Source organism: Streptomyces sp. ADI96-02 (assembly GCF_003846185.1).
Lineage (GTDB): Bacteria > Actinomycetota > Actinomycetes > Streptomycetales > Streptomycetaceae > Streptomyces.
This window is the reverse complement of the sequence record NZ_ML123034.1, coordinates 3259599-3283645: the sequence shown is the minus strand read 5'-3', so window position 1 is coordinate 3283645 and position 24047 is coordinate 3259599. Positions and strand designations below refer to the sequence as shown.

Annotated in this window: 19 protein-coding genes, 2 tRNA genes and 1 pseudogene; 15 read left to right on the top strand and 7 right to left on the bottom strand. The window is 71.0% G+C overall.

Annotated features, from left to right (window positions below; all coding sequences use genetic code 11):
• From dnaN to EES43_RS14295, 8 genes are all read left to right on the top strand, one after another.
• On the top strand, positions 1-1090 hold a 1090-nt coding region (dnaN, locus tag EES43_RS14330; protein WP_124271978.1), incomplete at its 5' end, for a DNA polymerase III subunit beta.
• A gap of 149 nt (positions 1091-1239) precedes the next feature.
• The gene (gnd, locus tag EES43_RS14325) at positions 1240-2118 is read left to right on the top strand and encodes a phosphogluconate dehydrogenase (NAD(+)-dependent, decarboxylating) (RefSeq protein ID WP_124269092.1); all 879 of its coding nucleotides are present in this window, start codon (positions 1240-1242) and stop codon (positions 2116-2118) included.
• Positions 2119-2194: 76 nt separating this feature from the next.
• Positions 2195-3325, top strand: coding sequence for a DNA replication/repair protein RecF (recF, locus tag EES43_RS14320; RefSeq protein WP_124269091.1), 1131 nt, complete (start codon positions 2195-2197; stop codon positions 3323-3325).
• The gene (locus EES43_RS14315) at positions 3322-3933 is read left to right on the top strand and encodes a DciA family protein (protein ID WP_124269090.1); all 612 of its coding nucleotides are present in this window, start codon (positions 3322-3324) and stop codon (positions 3931-3933) included. The genes recF and EES43_RS14315 overlap by 4 nt, the downstream gene beginning before the upstream one ends.
• 631 nt (positions 3934-4564) lie before the next feature.
• On the top strand, positions 4565-6634 hold the full coding sequence (gene gyrB, locus EES43_RS14310) for a DNA topoisomerase (ATP-hydrolyzing) subunit B (protein WP_124269089.1): 2070 nt from the start codon (positions 4565-4567) through the stop codon (positions 6632-6634).
• 47 nt (positions 6635-6681) lie between these two features.
• On the top strand, positions 6682-9321 hold the full coding sequence (gene gyrA, locus EES43_RS14305) for a DNA gyrase subunit A (protein WP_124269088.1): 2640 nt from the start codon (positions 6682-6684) through the stop codon (positions 9319-9321).
• A 93-nt stretch (positions 9322-9414) separates the two neighbouring features.
• A complete protein-coding gene (locus EES43_RS14300; protein WP_124269087.1) occupies positions 9415-10020 on the top strand; it encodes a DUF3566 domain-containing protein in 606 nt (201 codons plus the stop codon).
• A gap of 71 nt (positions 10021-10091) precedes the next feature.
• Positions 10092-10165 (top strand) — tRNA-Ile (locus tag EES43_RS14295).
• 368 nt (positions 10166-10533) lie between these two features.
• Here EES43_RS14295 and EES43_RS14290 read toward each other — a convergent pair.
• Positions 10534-11634, bottom strand: a pseudogene (locus EES43_RS14290) (methyltransferase).
• Between the two features lie 634 nt (positions 11635-12268).
• Positions 12269-13504: a helix-turn-helix domain-containing protein gene (locus EES43_RS14280; RefSeq protein WP_124269085.1), complete on the bottom strand. Its 1236-nt coding sequence runs from the start codon at positions 13502-13504 to the stop codon at positions 12269-12271.
• A gap of 346 nt (positions 13505-13850) precedes the next feature.
• On the opposite strand from EES43_RS14280, the gene EES43_RS14275 reads away from it, so the two are divergent.
• Together EES43_RS14275 and EES43_RS14270 are read left to right on the top strand one after the other, a co-directional pair.
• On the top strand, positions 13851-14069 hold the full coding sequence (locus EES43_RS14275; RefSeq protein ID WP_346774286.1) for a hypothetical protein: 219 nt from the start codon (positions 13851-13853) through the stop codon (positions 14067-14069).
• A 2-nt stretch (positions 14070-14071) separates the two neighbouring features.
• On the top strand, positions 14072-14386 hold the full coding sequence (locus EES43_RS14270; protein WP_124271977.1) for a 4a-hydroxytetrahydrobiopterin dehydratase: 315 nt from the start codon (positions 14072-14074) through the stop codon (positions 14384-14386).
• A 96-nt stretch (positions 14387-14482) separates the two neighbouring features.
• Here the strand turns inward: EES43_RS14270 and EES43_RS14265 are convergent, their stop codons facing one another.
• The gene (locus EES43_RS14265; RefSeq protein WP_124269084.1) at positions 14483-14842 is read right to left on the bottom strand and encodes a DUF6344 domain-containing protein; all 360 of its coding nucleotides are present in this window, start codon (positions 14840-14842) and stop codon (positions 14483-14485) included.
• A gap of 291 nt (positions 14843-15133) precedes the next feature.
• On the opposite strand from EES43_RS14265, the gene EES43_RS14260 reads away from it, so the two are divergent.
• Complete coding sequence (locus tag EES43_RS14260) at positions 15134-15268, top strand: DLW-39 family protein (protein WP_003958712.1); 135 nt, start codon at positions 15134-15136, stop codon at positions 15266-15268.
• 423 nt (positions 15269-15691) lie between these two features.
• On the top strand, positions 15692-17029 hold the full coding sequence (locus EES43_RS14255) for a hypothetical protein (RefSeq protein WP_124269083.1): 1338 nt from the start codon (positions 15692-15694) through the stop codon (positions 17027-17029).
• Between the two features lie 65 nt (positions 17030-17094).
• On the opposite strand, the gene EES43_RS14250 is transcribed toward EES43_RS14255, so the two are convergent.
• Positions 17095-18471, bottom strand: a complete 1377-nt coding sequence (locus tag EES43_RS14250; protein ID WP_124269082.1) for a serine/threonine-protein kinase — start codon at positions 18469-18471, stop codon at positions 17095-17097.
• Between the two features lie 159 nt (positions 18472-18630).
• Positions 18631-19182 (bottom strand): helix-turn-helix domain-containing protein, encoded by a 552-nt coding sequence (locus EES43_RS14245; protein ID WP_124269081.1) that lies wholly within the window; start codon positions 19180-19182, stop codon positions 18631-18633.
• Positions 19183-19369: 187 nt separating this feature from the next.
• On the opposite strand from EES43_RS14245, the gene EES43_RS14240 reads away from it, so the two are divergent.
• Positions 19370-19442, top strand: a tRNA-Ala gene (locus EES43_RS14240).
• A gap of 133 nt (positions 19443-19575) precedes the next feature.
• Here the strand turns inward: EES43_RS14240 and EES43_RS14235 are convergent.
• Entirely contained in the window at positions 19576-21201 is a 1626-nt protein-coding gene (locus EES43_RS14235; protein ID WP_241192423.1) for a pyridoxal-dependent decarboxylase, read from the bottom strand.
• 334 nt (positions 21202-21535) lie between these two features.
• Positions 21536-22255 carry a DUF5324 family protein gene (locus tag EES43_RS14230; RefSeq protein WP_124269079.1) on the bottom strand — a complete coding sequence of 240 codons (720 nt, stop codon included), beginning with the start codon at positions 22253-22255 and terminating at the stop codon, positions 21536-21538.
• 262 nt (positions 22256-22517) lie between these two features.
• Here EES43_RS14230 and EES43_RS14225 point away from each other — a divergent pair, with 262 nt between their 5' ends.
• Both EES43_RS14225 and EES43_RS14220 read left to right on the top strand, forming a co-directional pair.
• Positions 22518-23045 (top strand): peptidylprolyl isomerase, encoded by a 528-nt coding sequence (locus EES43_RS14225; RefSeq protein WP_124269078.1) that lies wholly within the window; start codon positions 22518-22520, stop codon positions 23043-23045.
• Positions 23046-23164: 119 nt separating this feature from the next.
• Positions 23165-24047 (top strand): rhomboid family intramembrane serine protease (locus tag EES43_RS14220; RefSeq protein ID WP_164493175.1); only part of this gene is annotated, 883 nt, incomplete at its 3' end.

Here is a 24047-nt window from a genome sequence, read left to right as displayed (position 1 = left end):
GGCCTGGGTGGCCCGCAGCCTCCCGGCCCGTCCGCCGGCGCCCGTTCTCGCGGGCCTTCTGCTGAAGGCCGAGGACGGCGCTCTCAGCTTCTCCAGCTTCGACTACGAGGTCTCCGCCAAGGTCTCCGTGGACGCGGAGGTCGACGAGGACGGCACGGTGCTCGTCTCCGGGCGGCTGCTCGCCGACATCTGCCGCGCCCTGCCCAACCGCCCGGTGGAGATCTCCACCGACGGCGTCCGGGCCACGGTCGTCTGCGGCTCCTCGCGCTTCACCCTGCACACCCTGCCGGTGGAGGAGTACCCGGCGCTGCCGCAGATGCCCACCGCGACGGGCACCGTTCCCGGTGAGGTCTTCGCCTCGGCCGCCGCCCAGGTCGCCATCGCCGCCGGCCGCGACGACACCCTGCCGGTGCTCACCGGTGTGCGGATCGAGATCGAGGGCGACACGGTCACCCTCGCCTCGACCGACCGCTACCGCTTCGCGGTCCGCGAGTTCCTGTGGAAGCCCGAGGACCCGGAGGCCTCCGCGGTCGCGCTGGTCCCCGCCAAGACGCTCCTGGACACCGCCAAGGCGCTCACGAGCGGCGACACGGTCACCCTGGCGCTCTCCGGCTCCGGCGCGGGCGAGGGCCTGATCGGTTTCGAGGGCGCCGGCCGCCGGACCACCACGCGCCTGCTCGAAGGCGACCTGCCGAAGTACCGCACGCTGTTCCCCACCGAGTTCAACTCGGTCGCGGTCATCGAGACCGCCCCGTTCGTCGAGGCCGTCAAGCGCGTGGCGCTGGTCGCCGAGCGCAACACGCCGGTGCGCCTGAGCTTCGAGCAGGGCGTGCTCATCCTGGAGGCCGGTTCCAGCGACGACGCACAGGCTGTGGAGCGCGTCGACGCGGTGCTGGAGGGCGACGACATCTCGATCGCCTTCAACCCGACCTTCCTGCTGGACGGGCTGAGCGCGATCGACTCCCCGGTCGCCCAGCTCTCGTTCACCACGTCGACCAAGCCCGCCCTGCTCAGCGGACGCCCGACCGTCGACGCCGAGGCCGACGACGCGTACAAGTACCTGATCATGCCGGTGCGCCTCTCCGGCTGACCGGGGCCGATCGGAGACGATCCTCCGGCACTGGTGGCGGGCCCGCTCGGCGCGGAGCGGGCCCGCCGTGCCGTGTCCGGCCGGGCGTAGGCTCGGTCCCGGGCGCACCTGCCCCGACGCTTATCGCCACGACGCTTAAGGAATCTCTGATGGAGCTCGGTCTCGTCGGCCTCGGCAAGATGGGCGGCAACATGCGCGAGCGCATCCGCCGCGCAGGCCACACCGTCATCGGATACGACCGCAACCCGGATGTCGCCGATGTCCACAGCCTCGAAGAGCTTGTGGGCAAGCTGAAGGGCCCGCGGGTCGTGTGGGTCATGGTCCCGGCCGGTGCCGCGACCCAGTCCACGATCGACGAGCTCGCCGCGCTGCTCTCGCCCGGCGACGTCGTCGTCGACGGCGGGAACTCGCGCTGGACGGACGACGAGAAGCACGCCGTCGAGCTGGGCATCAAGGACATCGGCTTCGTCGACTGCGGCGTCTCGGGCGGCGTCTGGGGCCTGGAGAACGGCTACGCGCTGATGTACGGCGGCACCGAGGAGAACGTGGCGAAGGTCCAGCCGGTCTTCGACGCGCTCAAGCCCGAGGGCGACTTCGGCTCGGTCCACGCGGGCAAGGTCGGCGCCGGCCACTTCGCGAAGATGGTCCACAACGGCATCGAGTACGCCATGATGCAGGCCTACGCCGAGGGCTGGGAGCTGCTGGAGAAGGTCGACTCCGTCACCGACGTGCGCGAGGTCTTCCGCTCCTGGCAGGAGGGCACGGTCATCCGCTCCTGGCTGCTCGACCTCGCCGTCAACGCCCTCGACGACGACGAGCACCTGGACAAGCTCCGGGGCTTCGCCGCCGACTCCGGCGAGGGCCGCTGGACGGTGGAGGCCGCGATCGACAACGCGGTGCCGCTGCCCGCGATCACGGCGTCGCTGTTCGCGCGGTTCGCCTCGCGCCAGGACGACTCCCCGCAGATGAAGATGATCGCCGCCCTGCGCAACCAGTTCGGCGGGCACGCGGTCGAGAACAAGAAGTAAGCCCGCCCAGCCCGACACAGCACCACAGCACCACAGCACCACACAGCGGAACAGCAAGCCGGGGAGGTCGGCGTCCATGCGTGTCACCCATCTCTCACTGGCCGACTTCCGCTCGTACGCCCGGGTCGAGGTCCCTCTCGACCCGGGCGTCACCGCGTTCGTGGGGCCCAACGGGCAGGGCAAGACCAATCTCGTCGAGGCCGTCGGCTATCTCGCGACCCTCGGCAGCCACCGGGTCTCCTCCGACGCACCCCTGGTGCGGATGGGCGCCGAGCGCGCCGTCGTCCGCGCGGCGGTCACCCAGGGCGAGCGTTCGCAGCTGATCGAGCTGGAGCTCAACCCCGGACGCGCGAACCGGGCCCGGATCAACCGGTCCTCGCAGGTCAGACCGCGTGACGTGCTGGGGATCGTCCGGACCGTGCTGTTCGCCCCGGAGGACCTGGCCCTGGTCAAGGGCGATCCCGGTGAGCGGCGGCGGTTCCTGGACGAGCTGGTGACCGCGCGCTCGCCCCGGATGGCTGGAGTCCGCTCCGACTACGAGCGGGTCCTCAAGCAGCGCAACACCCTCCTCAAGTCGGCGGCGATGGCACGGCGGCACGGCGGCCGGTCCCTGGACCTGTCCACCCTCGACGTCTGGGACCAGCACCTGGGCCGGGTAGGCGCGGAACTGCTCGCGCAGCGGCTGGATCTCATCGCCGCTCTTCAGCCCCTGGCCGACAAGGCGTACGGGGACGTGGCGCCGGGCGGCGGCCCGGTGACCCTGGAGTACCGCAGCTCGGTCGGCGAGGGCGTCGGCCGCGGGCGGAGTCGCGAGGAGCTGTACGAGCAGTTGATCGCGGCGCTCGTCGAGGTCCGCAAGCAGGAGATCGAGCGCGGGGTCACGCTCGTCGGACCGCACCGCGACGACGTGGTGCTGGGGCTGCGGTCCATGCCGGCCAAGGGATACGCGAGCCACGGGGAGTCCTGGTCGTACGCGCTGGCGCTGCGGCTGGCCTCGTACGAGCTGCTGCGCGCCGAGGGCAACGAGCCGGTGCTGATCCTGGACGACGTCTTCGCCGAGCTGGACGCCCGCCGCCGCGAGCGGCTGGCGGAGCTGGTGGCGGGCGGCGAGCAGGTGCTGGTGACGGCGGCGGTGGCGGAGGACGTCCCGGGTGTGCTGGCCGGGGCGCGGTACGCGGTGTCCGCGGGCGAGGTGGCGCGGGTATGACCGGCCGGGGCGCGGGGGCGCACGGGCGCGGCGCGGGGCCCGCGGCAGATGGCGCGGGGCCCGGCAACGGCGCGGAGCCGGCCGCGACGGCGCAGCCGCCGGAGCCGGCCGGGGTCGATCTCGCCCGGGTCGCGCTGCGCGCGGCGAAGGAGCAGGCCAGGGCGCGCGGCGCGGCGGCCCAGCAGCGGAAGCAGGCGCGGCGGGGCGGCGGGCTGCGTTCGGGGGCCCGGTCCGACGGCCGTGACCCGCTGCCGCTGGGCTCCGCCATCAACCGGCTGATCACCGAGCGCGGCTGGGAGACGCCGGCGGCGGTGGGCGGGGTGATGGGGCGGTGGCCGCAGATCGTCGGGGACGATCTGGCCAAGCACTGCGTGCCGCTGCGCTACGACGACGATCCGGCGGCGCGGGTGCTGACCGTGAGCTGCGACTCGACGGCGTGGGCGACGCAGCTGCGGCTGCTGGCCCCGCAGCTGGTGGCCCGGCTGAACGCGGATCTGGGCCAGGGCACCGTACGGCTGATCAAGGTGGTGGGGCCCGGCGGTCCGCAGCGCCGGTTCGGTCCGCTGCGGGCGCCGGGCAGTACGGGTCCCGGCGACACCTACGGATGAGGCGGCGGCGCGTCCGGGTCTCGGGCGGCCGTTTTCGGGCGCGGGCCGTCGCTTCTGCGAGGTGTGAGGCATTTCTCCCTGTGCGGGGCGTCCGGCGCTCGCGTCCCCGCCCGGCGGTCGTTTCGGGCGGCCTGTTCTCGTCCGCCGGGCACTGATCTCCGCTCTGCCGTCCATTGATCTCCGCCGGCGCGCTTTCCGGCCATGCCCGCGGGTCGGCGTACGGCTGCCGTCCGTCCCTGAGCTGGGCTCCCGGCCTGGAACGGGGGTGTTCCCGGGAGGGACGGCGGGGTGGTGCGGCCCGGCGGGCCGCCGTACGAACCAGTCCGGAAAGTCGGCTTTGTTCGGTCCCGTAGCGGTGGAAACCGGACAAGGTGGCCGGGGTGTCCCTCACCGTAGTGGGAGGTTGACAGGCCGAAGCGCTGCATGCCCGTCAGGGCCTCTTAGGGGCCCGTCCTGAATATGGGGAGTCGTCAGCCGCCCATTCAGGGCGGCACATGCGGACTCAGGCACCGGCAAACCCCCATTCATGTCAGCGCTACCGGTAGACTGGTGGGTAATCCCGCCGCTGAGGCGGGAGTCGTCGACACCAGCCGAACGACGCAGCCGCTCCCGCCTGTCCGGAGAACGGCCTGTGCTGTGCCAGAAAGGGCGCTTCGTGGCCGATTCCGGCAACCCCAACGAGAACATTCCGTCCACAGCCGGTGAGCACGGCGAGGTGACCGCCTCGTACGACGCGAACGCGATCACCGTGCTCGAAGGGCTGGACGCGGTCCGCAAGCGACCCGGCATGTACATCGGCTCGACCGGTGAGCGCGGCCTCCACCACCTCGTACAGGAGGTCGTCGACAACTCGGTCGACGAGGCGATGGCCGGGCACGCGGACACCATCGACGTCACGATCCTCGCCGACGGCGGGGTGCGCGTGGTCGACAACGGCCGGGGCATCCCGGTCGGCATCGTGCCGTCCGAGGGCAAGCCGGCCGTCGAGGTCGTGCTGACGGTGCTGCACGCCGGCGGCAAGTTCGGCGGCGGCGGCTACGCCGTCTCCGGCGGTCTGCACGGCGTCGGCGTCTCCGTGGTCAACGCCCTGTCCACGCGGGTCTCCGTCGAGGTCAAGACCGACGGCTACCGCTGGACCCAGGACTACAAGCTCGGTGTCCCGACCGCGCCGCTGGCCCAGCACGAGGCCACCGACGAGTCCGGTACGTCGGTCACCTTCTGGGCCGACGGCGACATCTTCGAGACCACCGAGTACTCCTTCGAGACCCTCTCGCGCCGCTTCCAGGAGATGGCGTTCCTCAACAAGGGCCTCACCCTCAAGCTCACCGACGAGCGCGAGTCGGCGAAGGCGACGGCGGGCGCGGACAGCGCCGACGCGGTCGAGCCCGCAGAGGAGGAGCCGAACCGGTCGGTCACGTACCACTACGAAAACGGCATCGTCGATTTCGTGAAGTACCTGAACTCGCGCAAGGGCGACGTCATCCACCAGTCGGTGATCGACATCGAGGCCGAGGACAAGGACCGCCTCCTCTCGGCCGAGATCGCCATGCAGTGGAACACGCAGTACACCGAAGGCGTCTACTCCTTCGCCAACGCGATCCACACGCACGAGGGCGGCACGCACGAGGAGGGCTTCCGTGCGGCGCTGACCTCGCTGGTCAACCGGTACGCGCGCGACAAGAAGCTGCTGCGGGAGAAGGACGACAACCTCACCGGTGAGGACGTCCGCGAGGGTCTGACCGCGATCATCTCGGTGAAGTTGGGCGAGCCGCAGTTCGAGGGCCAGACGAAGACCAAGCTGGGCAACACGGAGGCCAAGACCTTCGTGCAGAAGGTGGTCCACGAGCAGCTGACGGACTGGTTCGACCGGAACCCGAACGAGGCCGCCGACATCATCCGCAAGGGCATCGCCGCCTCGACCGCCCGCGTGGCGGCCCGCAAGGCGCGCGACCTGACCCGGCGCAAGGGGCTGCTGGAGAGCGCGTCGCTGCCCGGCAAGCTCAGCGACTGCCAGTCGAACGACCCCACCAAGTGCGAGATCTTCATCGTCGAGGGTGACTCCGCCGGCGGTTCGGCGAAGTCCGGCCGCAACCCGATGTACCAGGCGATCCTGCCCATCCGCGGCAAGATCCTGAACGTCGAGAAGGCGCGGATCGACAAGATCCTCCAGAACACCGAGGTCCAGGCGCTGATCTCGGCCTTCGGCACCGGGGTCCACGAGGACTTCGACATCGAGAAGCTCCGCTATCACAAGATCATTCTGATGGCGGACGCCGACGTCGACGGCCAGCACATCAACACCCTGCTGCTGACGTTCCTCTTCCGCTTCATGCGGCCTCTGGTGGAGGCCGGGCACGTCTACCTCTCGCGTCCGCCGCTCTACAAGATCAAGTGGGGCCGGGACGACTTCGAGTACGCGTACTCGGACCGTGAGCGCGACGCCCTCGTCGAACTCGGCAAGCAGAACGGCAAGCGGATCAGGGAAGACTCGATCCAGCGCTTCAAGGGTCTCGGCGAGATGAACGCCGAAGAGCTGCGCGTCACGACCATGGACGTCGACCACCGGGTCCTCGGCCAGGTCACGCTGGACGACGCGGCGCAGGCCGACGACCTGTTCTCGGTGCTCATGGGCGAGGACGTCGAGGCGCGGCGCTCCTTCATCCAGCGCAACGCCAAGGACGTCCGCTTCCTCGACATCTGAGTCGGCCGTACCAGCGACGCCGCAGCTCGAAAGGACTTTGACCAGCAATGGCCGACGAGAACACCCCTGTGACACCTGAACCCGCGACGCCCGAGGAAGAGACCGTCCCCGGCGTGGGCATGCGTGTCGAGCCCGTCGGGCTCGAGACGGAGATGCAGCGCTCCTACCTCGACTACGCGATGTCCGTCATCGTCTCGCGCGCGCTGCCCGACGTACGGGACGGCCTCAAGCCCGTCCACCGCCGGGTGCTGTACGCGATGTACGACGGCGGGTACCGCCCCGAGAAGGGGTTCTACAAGTGCGCCCGCGTCGTCGGCGACGTGATGGGCACGTACCACCCGCACGGCGACTCCTCCATCTACGACGCCCTGGTGCGCCTCGCGCAGCACTGGTCGATGCGCATGCCGCTGGTGGACTCCAACGGCAACTTCGGTTCCCCGGGCAACGACCCGGCCGCCGCCATGCGGTACACCGAGTGCAAGATGATGCCGCTGTCCATGGAGATGGTCCGGGACATCGACGAGGAGACCGTCGACTTCCAGGACAACTACGACGGCCGCAACCAGGAGCCGACGGTCCTGCCGGCGCGCTTCCCGAACCTGCTGGTCAACGGCTCCGCGGGCATCGCGGTCGGCATGGCGACCAACATCCCGCCGCACAACCTGCGCGAGGTCGCCTCCGGCGCCCAGTGGTACCTGGAGCACCCCGATGCCTCGCACGAGGAGCTGCTGGACGCGCTGATCGAGCGCATCAAGGGCCCCGACTTCCCGACCGGCGCACTCGTCGTCGGCCGCAAGGGCATCGAGGAGGCGTACCGCACCGGCCGCGGCTCCATCACGATGCGCGCGGTCGTCGCGGTCGAGGAGATCCAGGGCCGCCAGTGCCTGGTCGTCACGGAGCTTCCGTACCAGACCAACCCGGACAACCTCGCGCAGAAGATTGCCGACCTGGTCAAGGACGGCAGGGTCGGCGGCATCGCGGACGTCCGCGACGAGACCTCCTCGCGTACGGGTCAGCGCCTGGTCGTCGTGCTCAAGCGCGACGCGGTCGCCAAGGTCGTCCTGAACAACCTGTACAAGCACACCGACCTCCAGTCGAACTTCGGCGCGAACATGCTGGCGCTCGTCGACGGGGTGCCGCGCACGCTGTCGATCGACGCGTTCATCCGCCACTGGGTGACGCACCAGATCGAGGTCATCGTCCGGCGGACGAAGTTCCGGCTGCGCAAGGCCGAGGAGCGGGCGCACATCCTGCGCGGCCTCCTCAAGGCCCTGAACGCCATCGACGAGGTCATCGCCCTCATCCGGCGCAGCAACACCGTGGAGATCGCGCGCGAGGGCCTGATGGGCCTGCTGGAGATCGACGAGCTCCAGGCGAACGCGATCCTGGAGATGCAGCTGCGCCGGCTGGCCGCGCTGGAGCACCAGAAGATCACAGCCGAGCACGACGAGCTCCAGGCGAAGATCAACGAGTACAACGAGATCCTGGCGTCGCCCGCGAAGCAGCGGCAGATCGTCAGCGAGGAACTGGCCGCGATCGTCGATAAGTTCGGCGACGACCGGCGCTCCAAGCTGGTGCCCTTCGACGGTGACATGTCCATCGAGGACCTGATCGCCGAGGAGGACATCGTCGTCACGATCTCCCGCAGCGGTTACGTCAAGCGCACCAAGACGGACGACTACCGCTCGCAGAAGCGCGGCGGCAAGGGCGTGCGCGGGACGAAGCTGAGGGAGGACGACATCGTCGACCACTTCTTCGTCTCGACGACGCACCACTGGCTGCTGTTCTTCACGAACAAGGGCCGCGTCTACCGGGCGAAGGCGTACGAGCTTCCGGACGCCGGCCGGGACGCGCGCGGCCAGCACGTCGCCAACCTGCTGGCGTTCCAGCCGGACGAGAAGATCGCCCAGATCCTGGCGATCCGCGACTACGAGGCCGTTCCGTACCTGATCCTGGCGACGAAGGGCGGTCTGGTGAAGAAGACCGCGCTGAAGGACTACGACTCGCCGCGCTCGGGCGGTGTCATCGCGATCAACCTGCGCGAGATGCCGGACGGCGGCGACGACGAGCTGATCGGCGCCGAGCTGGTGTCGGCCGAGGACGATCTGCTGCTCATCAGCAAGAAGGCGCAGTCGATCAGGTTCACCGCGACGGACGACGCCCTGCGCCCGATGGGCCGTGCCACATCGGGTGTCAAGGGGATGAGTTTCCGCGAGGGCGACGAACTGCTCTCGATGAATGTCGTGCGGCCCGGTACTTTCGTGTTCACTGCCACCGACGGCGGGTACGCCAAGCGCACCCCCGTCGACGAGTACCGCGTCCAGGGTCGCGGCGGCCTCGGCATCAAGGCCGCCAAGATCGTGGAGGACCGGGGCTCGCTCGTCGGCGCGCTGGTGGTCGAGGAGACGGACGAGATCCTCGCCATCACGCTCGGCGGTGGTGTGATTCGTACGCGAGTCAATGAAGTCAGGGAGACCGGCCGTGACACCATGGGCGTCCAGCTGATCAATCTGGGCAAGCGTGACGCCGTCGTCGGCATCGCGCGCAACGCCGAGGCCGGCCGTGAGGCGGAAGAGGTCGATGGGACCTCCGATGCCGAGGGCGAGACGGCCGAGGTCCACGCCGCGGGCGTGGTTGAGGGCACTGTCGAGGGCACGGAGCCTTCGACCGGGGAGCACGAGGAGTAGAGCGTGAGTGGAGCCAAGGGCGCCGGGTCGGCCGCTTCCGGAGCAGGAGCGAACGGTGCCCGTGGCCCTGCCGCGGACTCCCAAGGGGGCACTGTGACGGACACTCGAGGGCCTCAGCCCCAGTACGAGGGTTACGCGACCGGGCCGCTGCCCGGTGAGCGCGAGCCCGCGCAGGGGGCGACGGGCCCGTACCACCCGCCGCAGGCGTACCAGGCGCCCGGGGGCGGCACCCAGGGCGGCCAGCAGCGTCCCGGGCAGCCGGGCGGCGGCGGCACGCTGGGCGGTGCGGCCACGCGCAAGCCGCGCACCGGGGCGCGGACCACTCCGCGGACCCGGAAGGCGCGTCTGCGGGTGGCGAAGGCCGACCCGTGGTCGGTGATGAAGGTCAGCTTCCTGCTGTCGATCGCCCTGGGCATCTGCACGGTGGTGGCGGCGGCGGTCCTGTGGATGGTGATGGACGCCATGGGCGTCTTCTCCACCGTGGGCGGCACGATCAGCGAGGCCACCGGCTCGAACGAGAGCAACGGCTTCGATCTGCAGTCGTTCCTGTCGCTGCCGCGCGTGCTCATCTTCACGTCGGTCATCGCGGTGATCGACGTGGTGCTGGCCACCGCGCTGGCGACGCTGGGCGCCTTCATCTACAACCTGTCGGCGGGCTTCGTGGGCGGCGTCGAGCTGACGCTGGCCGAGGACGAGTAGCCCGCCGGGTATCGATTTTGGGACTGGCCCCGACGTGCGCTAATCTTCAGAAGTCAGCGCAGCAGCGCGGCGGGGCTATAGCTCAGTTGGTTAGAGCGCATCCCTGATAAGGATGAGGCCACAGGTTCAAATCCTGTTAGCCCCACAGCGGCGTAACGCCAGGTCAGAAGGCCGGTAGATCCACAGGATCTACCGGCCTTCTACATGTGTGGATCTTGGTATCCCATTACTACCCCGTAACTTCCTGGTGGCCTCGGTCCGTATCCGTCTGTCCGGTTCGCCGCCGCTCTGTGGCCAGAACAGCCAGCAGGCCCTCGCCGGTTTCCGCGGCGGGGGCCTGCTGCCGTCCGGCCCGGACCTCCCGAACCTGGCCGGTGTTCTGTGGGAGCGTCAACCCCAGCCGACGTCCCCCGCTGTGGCGGACGGCGACGCCGACGGGAGCGGCACACGCCGGCCGAGCCGTCGCCTGACCGGCGGTTCCCGGCCCCCTTTCGGCCCGGGACCTCGTGGCGTCTACGCTCTGGCGGGCTGGATGACCGCGTGACGGTCGCGCAGCCAGACCTGCTGGCCCCGGTCTGTCACGGTCACCCCGAACTGCTCGGGGCCAGGTCGGCCGACGTCCTCGTACTCGCGCCACACCTGCTCGATCTCCTCCCACAGCAAGCCGGGACCGTACTGCCAGACCTCCTCCCCGGTGGCGGCGGTGGCGGCGGCCCCGGCTGGGTGGCTCACCCAGACCCGCGCGTCGTCGGCGGTTTCCCCATCGGTGACCCGGACGCCGGGCAACCGGGCTCCGGCTCACAGGGAGAACCCGAGGTCGAGGATCCGCACAGGATCCAGACCGGCGGCCCGGGGCCGACCGCGGCTCTCGATCTCGTGAGGGATCGGCCGGTGCGATCGCATCGGCATGAACATCGCGTGGCCGCAGACCGGTCCCACCGCGCTCCCGTCGTCCTGGACGTGGAGCTGGACCAGGGCGCCGGACCAGAAATCCCGGACGAGCGGGGCGACGATGACCCCTCCCGGCCGGACCTGCCGGACGAGCGAGTACGGAACATGCCGGAGGCCGCACGTAGCGATCAGCCGGTCCACGAGGCCCATAGCGGGGAACGGCTGCTCCCCGTCACCGACCCGCAGGTGCGGCCGGTACCCGGCCCCGGCGATGTGCTCAGCTGCCTGCCGCGCCAGCATGGGGTCCAGCTCGATGCTGTAGACCTGATCGGCACCGAGCCGCTCGCAGAGCAGCGCCGCGACGTACCCGGTGCCGGTGCTGATCTCCAGAGCCCGATGCCCGTCCTCGACACCGAGAAGCCTGAGCATCCGGGCCACCATCGACGGCATCGAGTTCGAGCACGTCGCGATGCCGGGCCCGCCCTCGGCCCCGTCGTCGAGCTGGGTGACCACCGGCTCGTCGCTGTTCACCAGAGCCGACCAGTCGTCCGTCCCGACGACCGGCTCGCACCGGTCGGGGAGCTGCCGCCAGACGTCCGGCGGGATGAACTGGCCGCGTGGCACGGCCTCCCAGACCTGCCGCCAGCGGATATCGAGCAGCCCCCGGTCGGCCAGGTCCTGGACCAGGGCCGAGTACGTGCCGCTCTCCTGCGCCGTGCTCACCGGGCGCGCTTCTGCGGGCGGCTGCCGTCCGGGGACGGAGCCGGTGCCGGGTCCGGGGTCCACGGCTTGTCCGACGGCGGCCCGCCCGCGACCGCTTCGGCGACTGCCGGGAACGGGTGGGTGGATGGGGTTGTTCGGCGGTGCGGGCGGCTCGGGCGGCTCGGTCGGCTCGGTCGGCGGTCAGTCGTGGCAGGTGCCCGCGCAATCCGGGCGGACGCACGCCGCGTGCTGTTCGGCCGCGGGGATGTGCGGGAGCGGGTACGGCGGGCGGCGCTGTGCGTGTCCGCGCGGGCGGTGTCGCGGGCGGCGAGCGCCGCGTCGAAGCTCGCGCCGAGCCGCTGCTCCTCCCATGCTTCGTCCGGGAAAGCAGGGTGTCGAGCCGCTCGCGCAGCCACTTCGCCGCTGTGTGGGAGAGCACCAGCGGCACCTCGGCCCGGAGGGCATCGAGGTCGTAGAGCGCGACCGGGATGCGTACCTCTCCGGTGGTCGGGTCGCCTACCGGCTGCGCTCCGATCCGAGGTGACGCGTGCCAGGCCATGGACATCAGCCCCCTGCGTGGATGACGAGACGTCACCGTAAAGGGCCCGGCAGCGGAGAAGAGGGACAGACTGTCCCCCTGTCCCAGACCGTCCCCTTACCCGGTGGGCACCCCGACATCTACGGCGAGGCGACTGGCCTCACCGCGCAGCGCCCGCGGCGCGGACCGCCACAGGTCTGCGGCCACCGTGCGGGCGGACGGGGTGAACTGCACGGTCTCGGCACCGATGCGGTGGGCCATCTGCATCACGTGCAGGGCGGCGGTGCGATCGCCTCGCTGGAGGTGCCCGCGGGCGACCTCCACCCACAGGCGGGCGCGTCGCTCCCGCGACGGCATGACGTCGGGGTCGATGTCGTCGGCGAGGCCGATGGCCTTCTGGGATTTCCGCAGGTCCGTCGCCACGGACACCGCGTGGAAGTCCACGTTCGCCCGGCCGAAGACCGTCGACGGGTGGACATACGCCGCTGGGAGGGACTTTGCGACCTGATCCCCCTTCCCCCAGTACCGCCAAGCGTCACCCTCACGGCCCTCTCGGGCCGCGGTCACCGCAGCATGGAGCTGGAGTGCTCCGTAGACCCCGCGCCAGTCCTCCGGAGCCCCGTCCAGGTGAGGGAGGATCAGTTCCGCCGCCTCCTGCACCACTCGCAGCGCCTCTTCCGGGTACGACGTCTCCCGCAGAATGTTCCCGAGGTTCCAGGCCGCTGCCGCTATGGCCGCCGGCTGGTCCGCCGCCTGAGCCGCCGCGAGCGCCCGGTCGGCGACCACCCATGCCAGCTCGGCCGGGGCCACGTACGCGGTCGCCTGCCCGGTCAGCCGATACACGTCCGACAGGGCGACCTGCGCCTTCCGCCGCTGCTCCCCGTCCACGGTGCGGACCGCGAACTCCCCGTCGCGGATCAGCGCGGGCAGCAGCGCGCCGACCTCAGTGCGGTTCTTGTCCGAGGTATGCCACAGCCGCCACGTCCGGTCCACACGTCCCTGAAGCGCGACCGGATCGACAGTCCCGGCCGATGAGGGCGTGAGTGAACGGGTCATGACCGCAGACCAGATGTCCGGCATCCCCGGGTGGGCGAGTCGGCCGAGCGGTGCCGTCTGCGCGCCGGCGGTGGGGGCGCTGGTGTCGGTGCCGGTGATGAGGGAGAGGTCAGCCACTTGCAGCGCTGTGGCCAGACGGAGCAGAAGCGAGTGGCTGCGCAGCTCTCGTTCTCCAGTCTCGATCTTCTTCAGCCAGTCCGGACCGCGGCCACACAGCTCGGCGAGAACTGGGCGGGACATGCCTCGGGACTCGCGCAGGGCGCGGATCCTCTCGCCGATGGTGAGGTCTGCGTCCATGGTGCCCCTCCGTTTGGCCGGTGCAGTGCCGCCAGCGTACGGCGGGCCGGTGCCCGGCGGGGAGGGCTCGGCGGCGGGGGCACCCGGCGTATCCGCACTCGCCGTCCCGGCTGATGAGAGGTCACCGAGAGCATGACGGCCGTCCTGGACCGAACCACAGGCCGGGCATGACGAAGGGCCCCCGCCTCAGGCCGAGGCCGGGGCCGATGCCGGGGCGGGGGCGGGGGCGGTTCATCGGGCGTCGCGGGCGGCGACGAGCTCGGGGTCCATCGGGACGAGAGGCATGCCCGCAGCGGCCAGCCGGTCGTCCTGAAGGATGAGGCCACAGGTTCACCGCGGGGAGTGCGTGTCCCGGCAGGCGACGGCCGCAGCAGCCGCGCGGCAGCCGGACCAGGCGGTGGAGACGGAGATCGCCCGCACGGTGGCGACGATGGCCGTCGAGACCCGATCGGCCAGGATGCGGCAGGAGTTGGCCACTCTGGAGCGGGCGATGCGCCCGAGGCACGATGCTCCGGTCGGCCGGGACCTCACTGAGGTCCTGGCACCGGTGACCGAGGGCAGTTGACCGTGGGCAAGGGGTCGTTGACGGACGAGGAGATCACGGAGCGCCTGGCAGCGCTGCCGGGCTGGGTGCGCGTCGGGGACGAGATCACCCGCACGTTCGGGATCCGGTACCACGGCGGTGTCGCGATGATCGTGCACGTGGCGAACGTCGAACGGCTCATCGGCCACCACGCGGACATCGACCTGCGGTGGGACCACGTGCGGTTCAGCATCACCACCCATGACGCCGGACACCGGCTCACCGCAGCCGACTTCGACCTGGCTGCGCGCATCGACAAGATCGCCGCAGCCCACCAGGCGCAACCCGGCGGCCTTTGACCCCGGCCATGACGAAGGCCCCACCGGCAACACGAAAAAGGCCCCCGACCCGGTGTGAACCGGACCAGGGGCCCCGGAGTGCGGGGGCCGCCCAGGTCAGGGCGGCAGCAGGGGCGAGTCGCCTTCCGGGGCGGTGTGGTGGGGGCGGCCCGAGCCGGTGGTGGTCGCGTCCGTCGGGTCGGCCGCCAGGTGGCGGGTGGCCGGCGAGGAGCCGTGGGCCTCGGCCCGGATGCGCTGCTTCATCGTGGGCGGCAGGGCCCGGTCACGCGGAAGGGTCCATCGCACCGACGGCGTGGTCGTGGTTGCCGCGGTCGCCTCCGTGTGCTCGTGGCTCGTGGCGCTCGGCTGCGCGGTCGCCGCGGAGGCCGTGGCGGTGACGAGGCCCAGCGACGCCAGCAGGGCGAAGAAGGCGGTGATGAAGGCGGTCCAGATGTTCTTGGCCTTGACGGTGCTCATGGCCCCTCGCTTTCGGGTGGTCCTGTTTGCTTACTTCTCCGATGATGTGGATCCCGGCCGCGTTTTCGGGGAGCGACGCCCGCGCTGCGCCGATCTTCAGATGAACACCACTCGTATGGTTCAACCGGGCTTGACGGACCGTCCGGAGCCGGCCGGAGAGGCCGGCGGATGGCTCTTCCGGGTGCCGGAGACCGGCCGCTTTCTGCTCTCGGGCAGGTCACTGATCGGTATCGGCCGGTGTGTATAGTCGGCGGCAGAAGGCCCTACGCCAAGGAAAGACGAGGTCGCGCGGTGAAGAAGCTTCTCCTGGTCGCACTGGCCGCCATCGGCGGGCTCCTCGTGTACCGCCAGATCCAGGCGGATCGCGCCGAGCAGGATCTGTGGACGGAGGCGACCGACTCCGTGCCCGCAGGTTCGGGTGTGTGAGACGGCACAGTCTGTTACGAGCCCCGGTCGCCGAGCGGCCGGGGCTTCGTGCTGTCCGGGGACGTCTCCGCCTGTCCGGGCAGGTTTTCCGCGCCACCCGTCGAATCCGACAGGGTCCCGCGTCCGCTCTTCGGCACCATCGTGCTCCGGCCGTGTTTCCTGTTGCCGGATCGTGATCGTTGTGTGTCGCGAGTTCACCTCAGTAAATTAGTAGCTTGCTCAAGCAAAGTCGCGGGGGTCTCGGCGGATGATCGGGCCGGACGGCGATTCCGCCCCTCGTCGCAGACAGCGGTCCTTCCGGCGGGGCAGGATGGACCGGCATCGCGGCCACCGCCGGAGCGGGCGCCCGGCCCTGGCCGCCGGAGCCGCCTTTCCCCGTACGCGACGGGCGCGGGCGGCCACGCAGACGACGAGGGGAAGCGCGTGAAGAGGCAGCCCATCAGGGGCCGGGGGACGCTGGCGGCACTCGCGGCGGTGTGCGCGGTGGCGGCGCTGCCGGGTCCGGCGCACGCGGACGGTCGCGCGGCGTACACGTTCGATCCGGGGGCCCAGCGGGTGCGGGGCGCGGCGGCCAACGCCGAGGCGTCCGTACTCGAAGAGGGGACCGTGTACCGCAGCACGATCGGGGCGGGCGACAAGCTCTACTACCGGGTGCGGCTGGACGCCGTGTCCAACGCCTACGTCTCGGCGGTGGCGGTGCCCACGAAGGGCGGCGCGGTGGCGTACGCCGACGGCATCACCGTCAGCGTCCGCGATCTCAACGACTCCCGGTGCGGCTCGAACAGCGCGGACTTCGGCCCCGGCGAGGCCGCCCGCCCGATCGCCGCGTACGCCTACCGGACCGTCGACAAGGGCGGCAGTACGTGCCAGGAGGCCGGCACGTACGACGTCCTCGTCGAGCGGGAGAGCAAGGACACCTCCAGTCCCGAGCCCTGGGATCTCGAACTGCGCTTCGTGCGCGAACCGGGCCTGAGGAGTGGGCAGTCGATGCCGACCGAGGCCCCGGAGAACTGGCCCTCCGGCACGCCGGAACCGCCGTCCGCCGGAGGCGGGAAGCGGTCCGGAGGCAGCGGCTACTACGACGCGGCGAGTCTGGAGACGGGCGCCTGGGTCGACGAGATCGCGCCGGGCCAGACCCTCTTCTACCGGGTGCCGGTCGACTGGGGGCAGCAGATCCACGCCTCCGCCGTACTCAGCAACAGCACAGGCGGGGCTACCGAGTTCGTCGGAAACGCGCTCACCCTGTCGCTGGACAACCCCGCCCAGGGGCACGTCGACGGCACGTCGCTCTCCTACTCCGGCAAGTCGGCCAGCACGGCGCTGAAGCCTCTGCCGCCCGTGGCCTACCGCAACCGGTTCGACTACAACTCCGCTGTCAGCGCGATGCGGTTCGCCGGCTGGTACTACCTGTCGGTGACGCTCAGCCCGAAGGTCGCCGACAGCTACGGCAAGGGCCCCATCGCCGTGACGACGACGGTCCAGGTGAAGAACGGCCCGGCGGAGTCGCCGTACGAAGGCGATCCCGGGATCTTCGCGGTGACCGACCGGGACAAGGACATGGCGAAGAACGGCGGGAGCGCTCCGCAGGCGGCCGAGAGGAGCGGCACGATGCGGCTGGTCGCCGCGTCCGGCATCGGTGCGGGGACTGTGCTGGTGCTCGGGCTCGGCATCTGGACGCTGGTGGGCCGCCGCCGTGCCGCCGCCGTTCCGGCGGACGGGCCGCAGCCGCCCGTCGGCGGGCCGCCGCACCAGGGCTGGTAGCGCGGGGCCGGAGGCGGCCCGGAGCCCTGCAGGCTCTGCGGGCCGCCCGCTCGGGGGCGCGGCCCTCAGACCTGGGTCAGGGCCCAGATGCCGACCGCGAAGCAGATCAACGCCACCACCAGCACCGGGACCGCCACCTTCGGGGACGGTCCCGGACGCGTCGGGCGGACCGGGGAGGCGGCGGGCTGCTGCGGCGTGCTCCCGGCGGTGTAGGCGCGGGTGGCCGCCGGGTCGCGCTGGGCGGCCGAGGTGGGCGCCTGCGACAGATCCGGCGCGCCGACGGCGTATGGACCCGGCGCGCCGCCGACGGTGTACGGATGCGGGGCATCACCCGGGGCCGGCTGCGGGGCGTCGACCGGCACCGGCTGCGGATACGGAGCGAACTGCCGCGGAGGCGGCCCCGCATGGTGGGGCCGGACGGCCTGAGGCGGGGGCTGCGACGGGCCCTGTGGCGGTGGCAGATGGAAGCTGCCGGTCTCCGACATGGAGGTGGGCGGCGGTGCGTACGGCTGTGCCTGCGCCTGTGCCTGGGCCTGCGCCTGGGCCGGGGGCTGAGGGGCGGTCAGGGGGCCGTCCGGGCCGAATCCGGACGGCAGGGGGCCGATCTGGTCGAACACCTCCACCGGCTCGTCGTCGCCGCCGGACTCGGGCAGCATCTCGACCGCCGCCGCCAGGGCCTTGCGCGCCCCCGTCGCCGTACGGAAACGGGCCTGCGGGTCGGGCTGGAGCAGCCCGGCGAGCACCTGCCACAGGGGCTCCGGGACGGAGGCCGGGGCGCCGGGGGTGCCGTGGGCGGCGAAGTACTCGATCAGCGCCTTGGCGTCGGGCTTCCTGCCCTCCAGGAGGTACAGGGCGACCAGGCCGACCGCGAAGAGGTCCGCGGGGAAGTCGGGCTCGGCGCCCATCATCTGCTCGGGTGCGAAGTAACCGGGCGTGCCGACCACGTAGTTGGTCTCGGTGAGCCGGGGCTCGCCCTTGCGCATCGAGATGCCGAAGTCGGAGAGGCGCAGGTGCGGGCGGCCGGTTCCGGTCGCCTCCATCAGGATGTTGGCCGGTTTGATGTCGCGGTGGACGACGCCCTCCGCGTGCACGGTGGACAGTCCGGACAGCAGCTGGTCGAGGAGGAGGCAGACGAACCGCGGCGGCAACGGACCGTAGTCGCCGATGACATGGGCGAGCGAACCTCCGCTCACCAGGTCCATGGTGAACAGGACCTTGTCGTCGTCGGCGGCCCAGCTGGCCGGGGCCAGGACGTGCGGGTGCTCGATGCGCAGGGCCTGTTCGCGCACGAAGCGCAGCAGCGTGTGCGCGTCGCTCTGCTGGAGCACCTTGGCCGCCACGTACCTGCGGCGACGGTGGTCCCAGGCCCGCCAGACGGCGCCGACCCCACCGCGTCCGATCGGGTCGACCAGTTCGTACCGACCGGCGAAGACCTCACCCATAGCGCTGTGCCCGCTCCCAGTCCTGTTGTGGCCGTGGTTGCCGTCGTGTGTCCGCGCGCCCCGGGGGCCGGGGCGCGAACTCCCCTGCTGTCGAAGGGTCCAGGGCCCTCGGCGCGGGGCGGGGGCCCTGGACCGGTCGGCGCTCCGGGGCCGGAGCCGTCAGCTCTGGTGACCCTCGTAGTGCGCGACCGCGTCCGCCGTGCGCCCGGCTCCGTAGACCTTGAGGAACTCTGCCAGCTCCGGGTGGGTCGGGGCGAGGGAGTCGGCGGCGTCGATGATGTCGCCGGCCGCCGCGACGGACCGGAGGAGGGACTGGATCTCGCGCACCACGCGCCGGACGGTGGGAGCGCCGCCGCCGCTGGTGGTGGTCTGGCCGGTGCCGGTGAGCACCGATCCGCCCTGGGACTTCTTGATCTCCTCCATCCGGTCGGCGGCCTCGCCGGCGCTGAGGCTGCCGTCCGCCACCTGGCTCGCCAGCTCCTGGAGGGCCTGGACGCGCTGGACGACGGCCGGGTTGCCGATCTTGGCCCGCTGACCGCTCATCAACTGGGAGAGCATGGGGGCGGACAGCCCGAGGACCGCGGCGAGCCGTGCCTGGTTCAGGCCGAGGTCATCGATCAGCCGGCGGAAGAGCGCGCCGAGCGGCTCTCCGTACCAACTGCGCTGAAGCTCTCTGGCTCTTGCCGTCGCCTCTTGCTGCGCTGTGTCCATGGCGTCTCCCCTTCGCTGCGGCTTCGCTGCTGCGAACCTCGTCGTGCATCTTACGGAGAGTGGTCGCCCACGGGGAGTCCCCGTCCTTTTGCAAGATTCGCGGTGCTACCCGGTACTCTTGTCTGCGGCGGTGGCCGTGGCACGGACGTGTTCGGTGTTCGGCGCTGCCGTGGTTCGCTGTTTCCTCGGGGCCTTAGCTCAGTTGGTAGAGCGCTGCCTTTGCAAGGCAGATGTCAGGAGTTCGAATCTCCTAGGCTCCACGTATTAGATGCCCCCTGATCTGCGCAAACGCAGCTTCAGGGGGCATTTTCGCGGGCATCGGCGGGCCACCGGTGGGCACCGGCGGTGCCCACCGGGTCTGCGGGAGCCCTGCCTCCCGGGTCGAGCGCTGGTTCAGCGCTGGCGGGGCAGGGGCGGTCGGTCGGCGGTCTCGGCCGAGCGGTCGAAGGCGCCGGGGCGGGCGAGGTCTTCGAGGAGTTCGTCGATGAGCTCGCGGGTGACGTGCTGCATGACGTAGACGTGGCTGTAGTCGTGGCGTCGTCCGTCGAGGTTCAGCGGTACGCAGGCCAGCGTGTACTTCTCGACCAGTTCCCTGCGCGGCTGCTGGAACCACACGCTGAGCGAGTGGTCCCCGTTGCCCACCTCGATGCCGTCCTCCGCCCAGGGCTCGCCGCGCTCCTCCAGCAGCCGGCTGAGCTCGCGGAGCCGGGCGGCGGTGTAGCGGGCGAGTTCCAGGACGTCCGCCGCCTGCTGGACCTGCTGTTCCTCGCTGAGCTGTGCGAGGTGGTTCCACATCGCCAGGGAGGCGAATCCGCTGCGGGAGCCCGCGAAGGTGCTGTCCGGGGAGGAGACCACCGCGGGGTCGGACGGCGGCCGGAGTTTGGACCCGGCGCGGGACATGAAGATCCCGGTGGGGACCGGCGCTCCGGGGTATTTGTGCCCGCTGGTGACGATCGAGGACACCTCGGGGATGCGGAAGTCGAAGACGGGCGGCGCGGTGTCGATGAGGCCCGCCGCGTGTGCCTTCTCCAGATAGGGGGCGTAGGCGCCGCCCAGTGCGCCGTCGACGTGGATCCAGTAGCCGTTGCGCACGCTGACCCGCTCCGGGTCGTCCGGGTCGAAGCGTACGGAGCGGTCGACGAGGCCGTGCGCCTCGAAGACCGGCCGGAGCCGCTCGCAGGCGTGCTGGACGTCGTCGTAGGCGCCCTTGAAGACGCTGCCGATGTTGAAGTTGACCAGGACCGGGTGGCCCTTCGCGGCGAAGAACTCCACCAGCGCGACCAGGGCGTCGACGTCGACCGTGCCCGGCCCCTCGTCTCCGCCGGTGGTCGGGACGCCGCCCAGGGGCCAGCCGTTGTAGGTCTGCGTCCCGGTGCCGGTCAGGTCGAGCGGGCACTGCCCGGGGTAGTGGGCGCCGCCGAGGTCGTAGAAGGTCGGGATGTCCAGCACCCGCATCGCCTTGATGTGCGAGTAGTGCGTCTCCTGGGAGAAGAACGCCACCGGGGAGTAGGCGTTCGGGTTGTCCTCGGGGGGCGTCGCCCGGACGTACGTCGTCCGGCAACTCGCGTCACCCGCGATGGCGTCCCGCACCAGGGCGTTGCCGTCGAGGTAGTCGCGGGCGTTCCACAGGGCGTAGAGGTTGCCCTCGGTACTGCCCATGGACAGGACGTAGCCCCAGCCGTCGTCGTCCCGCGCCCTGGCCGGATCGTCGGGAAGCCGGGCGTGCCACAGGCGGGCGTAGTGTTCGAGCACGGCGCGCTCCAGCCACCGTGAGTGCAGGCTGTAGTGGCCGTCGACGAACGGGTCGCCGATGTTGTTGATGTGGTAGCCCAGGAACCGGCCGAGCGAGGCGTGGCCCTCCAGGGCCAGATTGCTCTGATAGCCCAGGAACCGGCCGCGCCGCTGTCCGAGGTATCCCTCCAGCTTGGCGAGAACGGACTCACGCTGCTCGTCGGTGTACGCGACGGCGCCCAGTCGGTAGTCGTCGTCGGTGGGCGGCACTAAGGCCGAACGCGACATTTCTGAGCTTTCTGAGATCATTTCCGTATCCATTTCTGCACGTTTCCACCGCGGACCCGGTGCGGCTACGCGGTGAATTGCTGTTCCGCTGGGAGCTGTCGCTGTTCCGCCCGCGGTCAGGTGCGGGCGGCGGCGTACGTCGTGACCGCTCGCGCGGCCGGCAGGCGCGCCGGGCCCCCTTCACCGTTCGCCCGGTTCGCCTAACGAGAGCACCGGCCGCGGAGCAACGGGGCGGCCACCGGTCGCGGAGCGAGGGGCGCTCAACCGAAAAAGCTCCCCCGGCCTGCCGTCTCGCAGGTCGGGGGAGCTTTTCCGGGTGGTGTGCGGGCTGCCGTCAGGGGCGGTCGTCGAGGCCGGGGACGTCGCCGTCGCCCGACTCCGCCTCGGCCTGCTTGGCCCTGACCTCCGGGTCGAGGTCCGACCGGTCGCTGCCGTCCACCGAGTTCAGCGGCGAGCGGTCGTCGCCGACCTCGGTGGGAGCCGGCGGCTCGACCAGCCAGTCCGGGTTGGCCTGCTTGTCCCACCACCGCCAGGCCGCGTACGCGCCGCCCGCCAGGACCCCCAGCACCAGGAAGCCCCTGGTGGCGCGGCCGGCCTTGGCCCGGCGCCGGTTCTTCCTGGCCAGCTTCTGGATCTCCTTGGCCGTGACCTGCCCGCGCAGGGCGGCCAGCGCGGCGGCGCTGCGCACGGTGGCCTGCTCGGCCATCGGCTGGGCCACCGCCCGTGCGTGCTCGACGCGCGGTGCGGTGTAGTCGGCGGCGGTCCGTGCGGCCCTGCGGGTCGTGACCGCGGCGCGCTGTGCGGCCTGGTCGACCTTCGGCGGCACGTGGGTCAGGGCCTGTTCCAGGCGCGGGGCGAGATGGGACTCGTACTGGGCACGGGCCTGATGTGCCGCCTTCGTCACCTTCGGCGCCAGCAGTACACGGGCCTCGTGTGCGAAGTGGGCCGCCTGTTCCTTGGCCGTGTCGGCGTAGGGCGCCACCACTTCCGCGGCGTGCTGCGCGCTGTCCTTCGCCGAGTCGGTTGCGGCGCGCACGCTGTCGATGCGGGTCACGGGATCCTCCTCCTTGGTGGCGGGTAGGTACTCCGCCTGTCCGCCCAGTTCGAAATCATGCCTCTCACGGCCATGTCCGGCACGTGGGACGGGCATCCGGGTCACGATCGTCTTTTTCGGGCACAACGGTTCACGTGAAGTGTGCCGACGACACTGCCACGGTTGTGCGGTGAACGCGCCGGTTCACCCGGCATCCGGCCGTACGTCTCCCGGTACGTGGGAGAATCGCCGGGACGTCAGCGAAGCATGAGGAAGGCACACCGTGGCCGAGCAGCTTTACGCCACCCTGAAGACCAACCAGGGCGACATCGAGATCCGGCTTCTGCCGAACCACGCGCCCAAGACGGTGAGGAACTTCGTCGAGCTGGCCTCCGGGCAGCGCGAGTGGACCAACCCCGAGACCGGCCGGGCGTCCACGGACCGGCTGTACGACGGCACCGTCTTCCACCGGGTCATCAGCGGCTTCATGATCCAGGGCGGCGACCCGCTGGGGAACGGCACCGGCGGCCCCGGCTACAAGTTCGCCGACGAGTTCCACCCGGACCTCGCCTTCACCAAGCCGTACCTGCTGGCCATGGCCAACGCCGGGCCGGGCACCAACGGCTCGCAGTTCTTCCTGACGGTGTCGCCCACCGCGTGGCTGACCGGCAAGCACACCATCTTCGGCGAGGTGGCCGACGACGCGGGCCGCCGGGTCGTGGACACCATCGCCGCCCTGCCGACCAACCCGCGCACGGACCGGCCGCTCCAGGACGTGGTGATCGAGTCCGTCGTCGTCGAGACCCGCTGACCGGACCCCCGTCCCCGGGAACCTACGGCCCCGCCCGTCCGTACTGTTGGATAGCGGACCGGCGGGGTCGCCGCGTGCGCACCGCCGAGGGACGAGGACCGAGAGGCAGGCCAGGACCGATGGAGCAGCAGCCGCCGGCAGACCGCGGTGCGCCCGGCGCGTCCGGGGGCGGTGAGGCCGTCCCGACCTGCTACCGGCATCCCGACCGGGAGACCGGTATCAGGTGCACCCGCTGCGAACGGCCGATCTGCACCGAGTGCATGGTCAGCGCCTCCGTCGGGTTCCAGTGCCCCGAGTGCGTCCGCGAGGGTTCGGGCACCGGCCACCACCCGGCCGCGAGCCGGCCGCGCACGCTGGCGGGCGGCAGCATCGCCGCCGATCCGCGGCTGATCACCAAGATCCTCATCGGTGTCAACCTGGTGGTGTTCCTGGTCGTCGCGGCGGCCGGGACGAAACTGCTCGACGATCTGACGCTGGTCGGCCGGGCCTGGGCGCCCTCCCCGACGGGCGGATCGGTCGAAGGAGTGGCCGAGGGGCAGTGGTACCGCCTGGTGACCTCGATGTTCCTGCACCAGGAGGTGCTGCACATCGCGTTCAACATGCTGGGCCTGTGGTGGCTCGGCGGGCCGCTGGAAGCCGCTCTCGGCCGTGTCCGGTACCTCGCGCTGTATCTGCTGTCCGGGCTCGCGGGCAGCGCCCTGACCTATCTGATCGCCGCGCCGAACCAGGGCTCGCTCGGAGCGTCGGGCGCGGTCTTCGGGCTGTTGGGCGCCACCGCCGTGCTCATGCGCCGGATGAACTACGACCTGCGCCCGGTGCTGGTGCTGCTGGCGCTGAACCTGCTCTTCACCTTCACCTGGGGCGGGATCGCCTGGGAGGCGCACGTCGGCGGTCTGGTCGCGGGCATCGTGATCGCGATCGGCATGGTGCACGCCCCGCGGGAGCGCCGTACCGCCGTCCAGGCCGGGACGTGTGCGCTGGTCCTGGCGGCCACCGTCGTGA